We start from the raw sequence: 12385 nt of genomic DNA, 5'->3' as shown, positions 1-12385 counted from the left end.
TTGAACTGAACCCGTGCCATTTAGGAATTATCATGAAGTTAACCAAAACATTAGCCCTTGTTGCCAGCCTTGTTATTGCTCCTATTGTGTCAGCTGCACCTGCGACTGATGTCTCAAATGAATCTGCATTAAAGCAAAAGCTTACAGATACCTTGGGTGTCAACGTGTCGTTAATTCAACAATCTCCAATTGATGGTTTATATCAAGTACTAACCGATCGTGGAGTGTTATACGTAACCAAAGATGGCGCTAAGCTGTTTCATGGCAATCTGTATGATATCGACAAAGGGATGAAAAATTTAACCGAGGCTGCATTGGCCGGTCCTCGTATCGAATTGTTGAAACCATTTGAAGATGAGATGTTGGTTTATAAAGCTAAAAATGAGAAACACGTTGTCACTGTGTTTACTGATGTCGATTGTGGTTATTGCCGTAAGCTACACAGTCAGATGCAAGGCTATAATGATTTAGGTATTACTATTCGCTATTTAGCATATCCTCGTGCGGGTATTCCTTCTGCTAATGCTGATGAGATGCAAGCGGTATGGTGTGCTAAAGATCCTCTCAAAGCGATGTCAGAAGCAAAGTCAGGTGGTAAGGTCACTGCCGCGAGTTGTGATATCGATATCGCTGCCCAGTATAAGTTAGGCACATCTTTTGGTATTAACGGTACTCCTGCGTTGATTTTAGAAAATGGTGTTATGGTGCCGGGTTATCAAGCGCCAGCTGACTTATTACGTACGATAGAAGCAAACTTATAAAGCATATTGATAAATCAATGTCGTAAAACGTGTGCTAAAAACGTAAAATTAAGGTGAGCTTAGGCTCACCTTTTTGTTATGCTTATTTCTCATATTACCCGGTTAAGGTTGCCTTTTGTCTCATAGAATAGTCCGACGTCCTCAGGTTGATGATAGCCATTTACCCGCCTCATTATCACCATTATTGAAACAACTTTATGCTCGCCGTGGTGTGACTGAAGACAACTGTGATTTATTACTCAGTAAGTTATTACGCCCCGAGACGATGAAAGGGCTAGCGGAAGCTGCCATTGTCATCGCCGATGCCATTGCTGCTCAGCGGTCGATACTCATAGTTGGGGATTTTGACGCTGATGGTGCTACCTCAACCAGTGTATGTATGTTGGCACTGAAAATGATGGGGGCTCAGCATATTGATTATCTCATTCCAAACCGTTTTGATTATGGCTATGGTTTAAGTCCTGAAATTGTTGCCGTGGCATACTCTAAAAATGCTGATGTATTAATTACTGTTGATAATGGTATCTCTTCGATTGAAGGCGTGGCTGCAGCCAAGTTATTGGGGATGACCGTTGTCGTGACAGATCATCACTTGCCCGGTAATACCTTGCCTAACGCTGATGTTATTGTAAATCCAAACCAGCCAGGGTGTCAGTTTGCCAGTAAGTCTATTGCTGGTGTTGGGGTGGCATTTTATCTTATGTCAGCACTGCGCGCCGAATTAAGGCAACGTAATTGGTATCAACTACAACACATTGTAGAGCCTAATCTCGGCTCATTGTTGGATATTGTCGCTTTAGGGACGGTTGCTGATGTGGTGTCGCTAGACACTAATAATCGTATTTTAGTCAATGCAGGTTTACAGCGTGTCAGAAGTGGTCGTTGTCGTGTCGGTATTACTACTTTACTTGAAGTGGCAAAACGTAGCCCTGAAAAGATGGTTGCCGCCGATTTTGGCTTTGCGGTGGGCCCCAGATTAAATGCTGCTGGTCGTTTGGATGAAATGGCTTTAGGGGTTGAGATCTTACTGTGTGAAGACATCATGCTTGCAAGAAGAATGGCTGCCGAATTAGATGGCTTGAACCAAGAGCGCCGTGAACTTGAAACGGGTATGCAGCAAGAGGCATTAAAGAGTCTATCGAAAGTATCACTAAATGAGGATCATTTACCTTGGGGGATTGCTATCTTTCAGGATGATTGGCATCAAGGGGTAATTGGTATTTTGGCCTCACGGATTAAGGATCGCTATCATCGGCCGGTTATTGCTTTTGCTGATGCCGGTGATGGGACGATTAAAGGCTCGGCTCGTTCAATTAAAGGCTTGCACATGCGCGATGTGCTCGAGCGTATCAATAGCCTTTATCCAGGGATGATAACTAAATTTGGCGGCCATGCGATGGCGGCAGGACTCTCGTTAAAAGCTGATGTGTTTGAACTCTTTACCCAAGCCTTTGATGATGCAGTAAGGGAGGTATTAGATTATGAGCAACTCACAGGAGAGCTTCTATCTGATGGTGAGTTACCGAGTGATTTAATGACGCTCGATATGGCCTTTTTATTACGTAATGCTGGGCCTTGGGGCCAGTCATTTGAAGAGCCGCTATTTGATGGCATGTTTAATGTTGTCCAGCAGCGTATCGTCGGCGAGAAACATTTAAAGCTATTATTAGAGACGCAGTGTGGCAGCACTATGTTAGATGCAATTGCCTTTAATGTGGACTTAGCCATATGGCCAGATGCAACGATTAAACATGCTCGCGTGGTTTATAAGCTTGATGTGAATGAGTTTAGAGGTAACCAAACCGTGCAGTTAATGGTGGATTACATTGAACCCTTGTGATCGCAATTTAATTGTTATTTAGATTAAAGTTTTAGGTTTGTTCTGTGTTCTAAGAGCAACAGCACTGTAGCGTTAACTTGTCGATACAACTAAAACAAAAAGGCCTCGCAATGCGAGGCCTTTTTGTTAAATCTTATAAAGTTATTTGGTACAGGTGAGAGGACTTGAACCTCCACGCCCTTGCGAGCATCAGCACCTGAAGCTGACGTGTCTACCAATTCCACCACACCTGCAAAACATGTATCGCGAAATAACTTTATTTTTATTAGTCGCAGTAGCCACCAATATCAATATGGTGCCCGAACCCGGAATCGAACCAGGGACACGAGGATTTTCAATCCTCTGCTCTACCGACTGAGCTATTCGGGCGACGGACGCAATTTAAAGGATTTTGACCTGTTGAGTCAACTTGTTTTTAATGTTTTTATCAAAATTTGTTTCGTTTGAACGTATTTTGGTCGTATCGAATATTATTCGGCCAAAGCATCGTATTGTAATCAATACTGCATTTCATGATGGTTAGTGGATTAAATGATGTTAAGGTGCCTTTTTTACCCGTGTCATCAGCACGCAAAGTAAAAATACCGTTAACTATGTAGCGATGAGATCTGCTGATATTGTTGAGTTAGGTATAAAAAAACGCTCCTAGGAGCGTTTAATACTAAATACCAGTTGCTGTCATTTGACTAGTTAGATACAAGCTCATTATTTGGAAAGTTAGCTTTCATTACTGTTTTGACGTTTTGTTGAAGCTTTTCCTGACCTAGCTCCTCATACGCTTGAGCCATAATTTCTAATGCTCGTTCGGTTGAAGGCGTTCCTGGAAACTTCTCCATCACTGATTGAGCACGAACAGCAGCAGCACTCCATGCATTCATTTTAATATAATATTCAGCAACTTGGATAGAATATTTAGCTAAACGGTTCTTTAAGAACTGCATACGTTGTTGTGCATCAGCAGAATACTTACTGTCTGGATACGATTTAATCAATCTATCGAAATCTTTAAATGCATCTTGGGCATATTTAGGATCACGATCGGTACGATCAATATTCATTAAATCGTGAAATAAGTAATTATCTGCCTGCATATTCGTTAAACCACGCATATAATAGACGTAATCTATATTAGGATGCGTTGGATTGAGGCGTAAAAAGCGATCAATATTGGCAAGTCCTGATGCAGCATCATCCATTTTGTAATACGCATAAATCAAGTCTAATTGAACTTGAGTTTTGTGCGGACCAAATGGAAAACGAGAGTCCAATGCTTCAAGTGAACGGACGGCTTTAGAGTAATTACCTAATTCCATTGACGTTCTTGCTTGAGAATACAGGACCTCAGGTGATGCTTTACTGGCAACATCATCGTCTTCAGGACTGCTACTACAGGCTGTTATAGCCAGTGAAAGTAATACTAGGGCGGCACCTTTGGCAATTTTATTCATACTTGAATTTAATTCTTTTTAAGTTGTTGTTAAGAATTTTTCCATTTCACGGTAAAATAGAAAACATCCGATTGTAACAGATAGCACATTCACTTTGGACCCCTAAACTGGGGTACGGTTCCTATGACACAAGAGATTAATCTAAAAAGCGAGATAACAGCAACACAAACTGGTCTGAGATTAGACCAAGCATTAGCTGGTTTGTTCCCTGACTACTCGCGCACACGCATCAAGGAATGGATCCTATCTGGTGCAATTACTGTTGACGGTATCACAGTCGACAAGCCACGGGAAAAGGTTTTCGAAACTCAACTGATTGAAGTGACCGCCACTCTTGAAGAAGAAGTGCGTGCACAAGCGCAAAAAATCGATCTCGATATTATTTATGAAGATGATCATATTATCGTGGTTAATAAGCAAGCAGGTTTAGTTGTGCATCCTGGTGCGGGCAATGCCGACGGCACATTGATGAATGCACTGTTGCATCATTGTCCTAGTATCGAGCTCGTTCCACGCGCTGGTATCGTGCACCGTTTAGATAAAGACACCACTGGGCTAATGGTTGTAGCCAAAACGGTTGAAGCGCAAACGCATTTAGTTGCCGCATTACAAGCTCGCGATATTGTTCGTGAATACGAAGCGATTGTATTGGGCACTATGACTGCTGGTGGCACGGTTGATGAACCTATCGAGCGTCATGCTACTCGACGTACTCAAATGGCAGTGATCCATGGTGGTCGCCCATCGGTGACTCATTACCGTGTTGCTGAAAAATTCCGTGCTCATACTCGTTTACGTTTACGTTTGGAATCTGGTCGTACACATCAAATTCGTGTTCATATGGCGCATATTGGTCATGAGTTAGTTGGCGATCCTGTTTATGGTGGTCGTCCCCGCCCACCTAAGTCAGCTAGCCCTGAGTTTTTTGAATTACTCAAAGGTTTTAAGCGTCAAGCTTTACACGCGGTGCGTTTAGAACTTGCTCATCCGTTTACCTGTGAAATCATGACTTGGCATGCGCCTATTCCTGATGACATGGTTGAGCTGACAAAAGCACTACGAGTTGACACTGAGCTTAACCCGATAGTCTATTTATAATGCTTAAGCACGATTGGCCAATACCTGAAAATGTTGCCATTGCGATAACAAATCGCTTTGGTGGTGTTAGTGTTAGCCCTTTTGATAGTTTAAATTTAGGCTTACATGTAGGCGACAAGCCTCAAGATGTATTGACTAATCGTGCGATATTAAGTCAGCAATTTGCATTACCGGCAGAGCCTACTTGGCTCGAGCAAGTTCATGGTACTAACATTGTCGAACTTCAAACATTGACGGCTGATAGTGTTTTAACCTTTGCCGATGGCAGTTACAGTAATCAGTTTGGTCATGTGTGTGCGGTAATGACGGCGGATTGTTTACCGATATTATTATGTAATCAACAGGGCACTGAAGTTGCTGCTGTTCATGCTGGTTGGCGTGGCTTGTGTGAGGGAGTAATCGAGCAAGCATTAGCGATGTTTCAGTCTCCAGCGGCAACATTAATCGCTTACTTTGGACCAGCAATTGGCCCTAGTGCATTTGAAGTGGGTAGTGAAGTGCGCGATGCTTTTATGAGTAAAGATCCACAGGCTTCAAAGTGCTTTGTTCCTCATAACACCAAATATTTCGGAGATTTAGTCGGATTAGCTAAGTTGCGCTTATCTGCAGCTGGTGTACATCAAACCTATAATGCCGATGTTTGTACCTTTGCAGATCCACATTTTTTTTCCTATCGCCGCGATCAGCAAACAGGTCGAATGGCATCATTAATTTGGCTTAAATCTTAGCCTGCTATTATTGACAGTATCCAAGTCTAAAAAATAATCGATTTGTTGATCTAGATTAAGTTTTAACCTTGAATTTACATTAAATGGCCCCATCTTTAAGTTAACAAATTATTCGTTTCTGAATTAATTTCCCATTTTATCAGTATCAGATTCCTAGGAGGTTGTATGAGACTCGATCGTATGACTAATAAGTTTCAAATTGCCATTTCTGATGCCCAATCATTAGCATTGGGGCGCGACCATCAATTTATTGAACCTATTCATTTAATGATGGCACTATTAAATCAAGATTCTGGCTCTATTCATTCTCTACTCACTCAAGCGGGCATTCGCGTAAGCGCGCTTCGCTCTGCAATTAGCCAAGACTTAGAGCGTTTACCGCAAGTTGAAGGCACGGGTGGGGATGTCCAGTTGGCGCAAGGATTAATTCGATTACTTAACCTGTGCGACAAACTAGCCCAAAAACGTAAAGATAAATATATTTCATCAGAACTCTTTGTTTTGGCTGCATTGGAAAATAACGATCCGCTTGCCAAAGCCTTAAAAGATTCTGGTGCGACTAAAGAATTAATGGAAAAAACCATTGAAGATATGCGCGGTGGACAGAAAGTCGATGATCCTAATGCAGAAGATCAACGTCAAGCACTGAAAAAGTTTACCGTTGATTTAACCGAACGCGCAGAACAAGGTAAATTAGACCCTGTTATTGGCCGTGACGAAGAAATCCGCCGCACGATCCAAGTTTTACAACGCCGTTCTAAAAATAACCCCGTACTTATTGGTGAGCCCGGTGTAGGTAAAACGGCTATTGTCGAAGGCTTAGCACAACGCATTGTTAATGGTGAAGTCCCTGAAGGGATTAAAAATAAACGGGTATTATCATTAGACATGGGTTCGTTAATAGCGGGTGCCAAATATCGCGGTGAATTTGAAGAACGCCTAAAAGCGGTATTAAATGAACTCTCTCAAGAAGAAGGCCAAGTCATTCTCTTTATTGATGAGCTGCATACCATGGTCGGAGCAGGTAAAGGTGAGGGGGCAATGGATGCGGGTAATATGCTCAAACCTGCATTAGCACGCGGTGATTTACATTGTGTCGGTGCAACAACTCTGGATGAATATCGTCAATATATTGAAAAAGATGCAGCACTAGAACGTCGCTTTCAAAAAGTGATTGTTGATGAGCCCAGTGTTGAAGACACTATTGCTATTTTACGTGGTTTAAAAGAGCGCTACGAATTACATCACCATGTGGAAATTACCGATCCTGCCATTGTAGCCGCGGCAACTATGTCACATCGTTATATTTCTGATCGAAAACTACCCGATAAAGCCATCGACTTAATTGATGAAGCTGCGTCGAGTATTAGAATGCAAATTGACTCTAAACCTGAAGCTCTCGATCGATTAGAGCGTCGTGCTATTCAGCTTAAATTAGAAGAGCAGGCGTTAAGTAAAGAGTCTGATGAGGCCAGCCGTAAACGTCTCGAGTTTTTGCAACTTGAGTTAAGAGACGTTGCAAGTAAAGCGGCTGAGATGAATGAAATTTGGCATACCGAAAAAGCTGCATTAGCGGGAACCCAACACATTAAAGCCGATTTAGAACAGGCAAGAATGGACTTAGAAGTGGCTAGGCGTGCGGGTGATTTAACGCGGATGTCAGAATTGCAGTATGGACGGATCCCTGAACTTGAAAAACAGTTAGATTTAGCCTCACAGGCTGAAATGCAAGACATGACATTGCTGCGCAATAAAGTGACCGATGTTGAAATTGCCGAAGTGTTATCAAAAGCTACCGGTATACCGGTATCAAAAATGCTTGAAGGTGAACGAGAAAAGCTATTGCACATGGAAGATGCGCTTCATCATCGTGTTATTGGTCAAAATGAAGCTGTTGATGCAGTCGCTAATGCCATTCGTCGAAGTCGTGCAGGACTTGCTGATCCTCAACGTCCAATCGGCTCGTTTTTATTTCTTGGTCCAACCGGAGTCGGTAAAACTGAGTTGTGCAAAGCATTAGCCAAGTTTTTGTTTGATACTGAGTCAGCCTTAGTGCGTATTGATATGTCTGAGTTTATGGAAAAGCACACAGTCTCTCGTCTAGTTGGTGCACCTCCAGGTTATGTTGGCTATGAAGAAGGTGGATATTTAACCGAAACCGTTCGACGTAAACCTTACTCAGTCATTTTGTTAGATGAAGTTGAGAAAGCACATCCAGACGTATTTAATGTATTACTGCAAGTCTTAGATGATGGTCGGTTAACCGACGGCCAAGGCAGAACGGTTGACTTTAAAAACACTGTTATCATTATGACCTCAAATCTCGGTTCAGATATTATCCAAGAGGGTTTTGGTCATACAAGTTATGAGGATATGAAAGCGGGAGTCATGAATGTGGTAATGCAGAGTTTTCGTCCTGAGTTTTTAAATCGCATCGATGAGTCTGTGGTATTCCATCCCTTAGATGCAGAAAACATTAAACACATTGCCAGTATTCAATTCGAGTTACTGCGCAAGCGTTTGATTGAAAAAGAGTTCGATATAGAGTTATCTGATGACGCATTATCTTTAATTGCTGAAGCTGGATTTGATCCTGTATATGGTGCAAGGCCATTAAAACGAGCATTGCAACAAGAAGTAGAAAATCCTTTAGCGCAAAAACTACTTCGCGGCCAATTACTGCCAGGTAAAATGATTAAAGTCGTTGTGGAAGATGGCAAGCTAGCCTTCATTCAATAAGACTCGCTAACCTGGACATCTAAAGTGGTTATAACAAAGGGAGCATTTGCTCCCTTTTTCGATTATTGACTCTGACAAAATAAGCTGACTCGCTCGGTATTTTCGGCTATTGCAGCTTGTCTTTGCTCTTCCGTCATCGCAACAGTCTCACCAGTGTCTTTATTTTGTTGATTTAACTTGCTGTGAGTCTGTAACACACTGAGGCTATGTTTAGCATTTTCACAGATATCTTTGGCTTGTTGCTTATCTTTTTCGTTGATAATTTTTGCCGATTTCTCTAGTTCAGTCTCAACCTTAGTAGAAGATTTTTTTTGGGGCACATAAGTGCCAATTTTTGCGGGTTCCATATCTTCAGTATAAATTTTGCGAGCATCTACATTTGAGGGTTGTTGCTGACTGTAATGTACAACTCCAGCATCATCTACCCAAGTGTAAATAGTCCCTGCTAATAAGGATGTGCTAAATGCTAAAGCGGCTAAACTGATAACTAAACGCATAATTCCCATTTGAGTATCCTAGAGCTAATTGACGTTATGCTTGAACGTTTCAAAAATATGCTATCTTTGAGTATAAATCCAACATCTGCAACGATAGTGTATAAAGTGTATGCAAAATTCACCCAATCACCCAGTAAAAAATAAAGGTATTTACTTATTACCTAACTTATTTACCACAGCTGGATTGTTTTCCGGTTTCTATGCTGTCATTTCATCTATGAATGGTCACTTCGAGTCTGCTGCTATTGCTATCTTTATTGCCATGATTTGTGACGGACTTGATGGCAGGGTTGCCAGGCTAACAAATACTCAAAGTGATTTTGGTGCTGAATATGATAGCTTGGCCGATATGGTCTCATTTGGCATGGCTCCAGCTATTCTTGTCTACAACTGGGCTTTACAGGATTTAGGTAAAATAGGTTGGTTAGCGGCATTTATCTATTGTGCATGCGCAGCATTAAGATTAGCTCGATTTAATACTCAGGTTGGTGTTGCTGACAAACGATTTTTTCAAGGCCTTGCCAGTCCAGCTGCTGCGGCATTAATTGCTGGCAGTATTTGGAGTGGATCCGAATATAAGCTCGATCCTACAGACATAAATTATCTCGCGGCATTAATAACGACAATGACTGGACTGCTCATGGTCAGTAATTTTCGCTATCACTCGTTTAAGGAAGTTGATTGGCGAGGAAAAGTGAATTTTGTCGTGATGTTATTGGTGGTGGGGGTATTCGTCATTATCTCTGTTGAACCTGCTATTATCCTTTGCCTTGGTTTCTATATATATGCACTATCTGGTCCTGTGATTACTATTAACACCATAAAGAAGTTAAAAGTAGCGCACATGGTTGGTGATGAGCCGATCGCACCAGACCTACAACAAACCCCAATTCCAGATTCGTCTAATGACATCACTCACGCAGGTGGTAATAGTCATAATGCAAATAAGAAAAGTGAAACTTAGAATACACTCAATTATTAGCATAGTGCTTATCAACAGGGTTCACCGTTATTGCTAATAGGTATAAAGAGTAAAGCCAGCTAACATTTTCTCGCAAAACTGAATAAAATGATGTCTTTTTCGTCCAATCCTTAAAGTTTGTACTATAGTTTTTATCCCTATTAGTATTAAAAGCGGATCTGGGTGATTGCAAGGTTCCAGTTACTAATAGCTATTTTGCATAAAAATAAACCTCATTGAATGATTTTAGTACTGCGTTGTTTGAATAGTGTTCGGTTGAATGCGGTTTTGCTAAAAACGTTTAAAAAGGCCTTGCACAAAATCTTGTGGTGCCTATAATGCGCATCCACTGACACGGCAGACAGCGAAAGCAGTCACCGAGTTGGGTTGAGTTAAGTGGTTCAAAGCACTGGATTCAAGGCGAAAAGAAAGTTTGAAAAAACACTTGACGCCGACACGGGAAAGCGTAGAATACGCAGCCCAAGCCAACGACCTAGCGTCTTACGGCGATGTCTGAAAAATCGACATCACGTTCTTTAACAATCTAAACAAGAAATCTGTGTGGACATTCACAGGTATTGAGTTATTCGAAATTGTCTTCTGTTCTTCGGAATGTTGGCAATCAAAAAATTTAAACTCAATGCAACGATGAGTGTTCATAGTAATATGTACAAAGACTTATTTCGCTTCGGTGAGATAAGCAATCAGAATTCATTGAGCCGAATCGTAAGATTCAAAAAACTTTAATTGAAGAGTTTGATCATGGCTCAGATTGAACGCTGGCGGCAGGCCTAACACATGCAAGTCGAGCGGTAACACAAGGGAGCTTGCTCCTGAGGTGACGAGCGGCGGACGGGTGAGTAATGCCTAGGGATCTGCCCAGTCGAGGGGGATAACAGTTGGAAACGACTGCTAATACCGCATACGCCCTACGGGGGAAAGGAGGGGACCTTCGGGCCTTCCGCGATTGGATGAACCTAGGTGGGATTAGCTAGTTGGTGAGGTAATGGCTCACCAAGGCGACGATCCCTAGCTGTTCTGAGAGGATGATCAGCCACACTGGGACTGAGACACGGCCCAGACTCCTACGGGAGGCAGCAGTGGGGAATATTGCACAATGGGGGAAACCCTGATGCAGCCATGCCGCGTGTGTGAAGAAGGCCTTCGGGTTGTAAAGCACTTTCAGTAGGGAGGAAAGGTGATGTGTTAATAGCACATTGCTGTGACGTTACCTACAGAAGAAGGACCGGCTAACTCCGTGCCAGCAGCCGCGGTAATACGGAGGGTCCGAGCGTTAATCGGAATTACTGGGCGTAAAGCGTGCGCAGGCGGTTTGTTAAGCCAGATGTGAAATCCCCGGGCTCAACCTGGGAATTGCATTTGGAACTGGCGAACTAGAGTCTTGTAGAGGGGGGTAGAATTCCAGGTGTAGCGGTGAAATGCGTAGATATCTGGAGGAATACCGGTGGCGAAGGCGGCCCCCTGGACAAAGACTGACGCTCATGCACGAAAGCGTGGGGAGCAAACAGGATTAGATACCCTGGTAGTCCACGCCGTAAACGATGTCTACTCGGAGTTTGGTGACTTAGTCACTGGGCTCCCAAGCTAACGCATTAAGTAGACCGCCTGGGGAGTACGGCCGCAAGGTTAAAACTCAAATGAATTGACGGGGGCCCGCACAAGCGGTGGAGCATGTGGTTTAATTCGATGCAACGCGAAGAACCTTACCTACTCTTGACATCCACAGAAGAGACCAGAGATGGACTTGTGCCTTCGGGAACTGTGAGACAGGTGCTGCATGGCTGTCGTCAGCTCGTGTTGTGAAATGTTGGGTTAAGTCCCGCAACGAGCGCAACCCCTATCCTTATTTGCCAGCACGTAATGGTGGGAACTCTAGGGAGACTGCCGGTGATAAACCGGAGGAAGGTGGGGACGACGTCAAGTCATCATGGCCCTTACGAGTAGGGCTACACACGTGCTACAATGGCGTATACAGAGGGTTGCAAAGCCGCGAGGTGGAGCTAATCTCACAAAGTACGTCGTAGTCCGGATCGGAGTCTGCAACTCGACTCCGTGAAGTCGGAATCGCTAGTAATCGTGGATCAGAATGCCACGGTGAATACGTTCCCGGGCCTTGTACACACCGCCCGTCACACCATGGGAGTGGGCTGCAAAAGAAGTGGGTAGTTTAACCTTCGGGAGAACGCTCACCACTTTGTGGTTCATGACTGGGGTGAAGTCGTAACAAGGTAGCCCTAGGGGAACCTGGGGCTGGATCACCTCCTTACCTATACGACTAACTCAATACCTAAA

The 12385-nt window shown here is 43.1% G+C and carries 8 protein-coding genes, 2 tRNA genes and 1 rRNA gene; 7 read left to right on the top strand and 4 right to left on the bottom strand.

All coding sequences use genetic code 11. The features are described from left to right. Positions 1-32: 32 nt before the first annotated feature. Together dsbC and recJ are read left to right on the top strand one after the other, a co-directional pair. Positions 33-761, top strand: a complete 729-nt coding sequence (gene dsbC, locus H5164_RS06055) for a bifunctional protein-disulfide isomerase/oxidoreductase DsbC (RefSeq protein ID WP_124018022.1) — start codon at positions 33-35, stop codon at positions 759-761. Positions 762-876: 115 nt separating this feature from the next. Next, on the top strand, positions 877-2601 hold the full coding sequence (gene recJ, locus H5164_RS06050; RefSeq protein WP_182696648.1) for a single-stranded-DNA-specific exonuclease RecJ: 1725 nt from the start codon (positions 877-879) through the stop codon (positions 2599-2601). A gap of 146 nt (positions 2602-2747) precedes the next feature. Here the strand turns inward: recJ and H5164_RS06045 are convergent. The 3 genes from H5164_RS06045 to H5164_RS06035 form a co-directional block, all read right to left on the bottom strand. Then, a tRNA-Leu gene (locus H5164_RS06045) sits at positions 2748-2834 on the bottom strand. 60 nt (positions 2835-2894) lie between these two features. Continuing rightward, positions 2895-2970: transfer RNA gene (locus H5164_RS06040), tRNA-Phe, on the bottom strand. Between the two features lie 317 nt (positions 2971-3287). Next, complete coding sequence (locus H5164_RS06035; protein ID WP_124018020.1) at positions 3288-4049, bottom strand: outer membrane protein assembly factor BamD; 762 nt, start codon at positions 4047-4049, stop codon at positions 3288-3290. Between the two features lie 123 nt (positions 4050-4172). Here H5164_RS06035 and rluD point away from each other — a divergent pair, with 123 nt between their 5' ends. The 3 genes from rluD to clpB all read left to right on the top strand — a co-directional run bounded on the left by rluD (position 4173) and on the right by clpB (position 8614). Continuing rightward, on the top strand, positions 4173-5147 hold the full coding sequence (rluD, locus tag H5164_RS06030; protein ID WP_124018019.1) for a 23S rRNA pseudouridine(1911/1915/1917) synthase RluD: 975 nt from the start codon (positions 4173-4175) through the stop codon (positions 5145-5147). Further along, on the top strand, positions 5147-5875 hold the full coding sequence (pgeF, locus tag H5164_RS06025) for a peptidoglycan editing factor PgeF (RefSeq protein ID WP_182755270.1): 729 nt from the start codon (positions 5147-5149) through the stop codon (positions 5873-5875). Before rluD ends, pgeF begins: the two co-directional genes overlap by 1 nt. 165 nt (positions 5876-6040) lie before the next feature. Beyond that, the gene (clpB, locus tag H5164_RS06020) at positions 6041-8614 is read left to right on the top strand and encodes an ATP-dependent chaperone ClpB (protein WP_124018017.1); all 2574 of its coding nucleotides are present in this window, start codon (positions 6041-6043) and stop codon (positions 8612-8614) included. Between the two features lie 62 nt (positions 8615-8676). Here the strand turns inward: clpB and H5164_RS06015 are convergent, their stop codons facing one another. Continuing rightward, positions 8677-9120 carry a DUF4124 domain-containing protein gene (locus H5164_RS06015; RefSeq protein ID WP_182696646.1) on the bottom strand — a complete coding sequence of 148 codons (444 nt, stop codon included), beginning with the start codon at positions 9118-9120 and terminating at the stop codon, positions 8677-8679. A 100-nt stretch (positions 9121-9220) separates the two neighbouring features. Between H5164_RS06015 and pssA the strand changes: the two genes are divergently transcribed. Together pssA and H5164_RS06005 are read left to right on the top strand one after the other, a co-directional pair. Then, entirely contained in the window at positions 9221-10075 is an 855-nt protein-coding gene (pssA, locus tag H5164_RS06010; protein WP_259396751.1) for a CDP-diacylglycerol--serine O-phosphatidyltransferase, read from the top strand. A gap of 741 nt (positions 10076-10816) precedes the next feature. Then, positions 10817-12359: ribosomal RNA gene (locus tag H5164_RS06005) — 16S ribosomal RNA — on the top strand. Positions 12360-12385: the final 26 nt, after the last annotated feature.

It is taken from the genome of Shewanella sp. SG41-3 (assembly GCF_014164545.1).
Classification (GTDB): Bacteria; Pseudomonadota; Gammaproteobacteria; order Enterobacterales; family Shewanellaceae; genus Shewanella; species Shewanella vesiculosa.
This window is presented reverse-complemented; position numbering and strand designations above follow the sequence as displayed.

Bases quoted from the DNA above. Each gene is read 5' to 3' on its own strand.
- pssA (WP_259396751.1), top strand. From the start codon at position 9,221: ATGCAAAATTCACCCAATCACCCAGTAAAAAATAAAGGTATTTACTTA.
- clpB (WP_124018017.1), top strand. From the start codon at position 6,041: ATGAGACTCGATCGTATGACTAATAAGTTTCAAATTGCCATTTCTGAT.
- pgeF (WP_182755270.1), top strand. From the start codon at position 5,147: ATGCTTAAGCACGATTGGCCAATACCTGAAAATGTTGCCATTGCGATA.
- H5164_RS06015 (WP_182696646.1), bottom strand. From the start codon at position 9,120: ATGGGAATTATGCGTTTAGTTATCAGTTTAGCCGCTTTAGCATTTAGC.
- dsbC (WP_124018022.1), top strand. From the start codon at position 33: ATGAAGTTAACCAAAACATTAGCCCTTGTTGCCAGCCTTGTTATTGCT.
- rluD (WP_124018019.1), top strand. From the start codon at position 4,173: ATGACACAAGAGATTAATCTAAAAAGCGAGATAACAGCAACACAAACT.
- H5164_RS06035 (WP_124018020.1), bottom strand. From the start codon at position 4,049: ATGAATAAAATTGCCAAAGGTGCCGCCCTAGTATTACTTTCACTGGCT.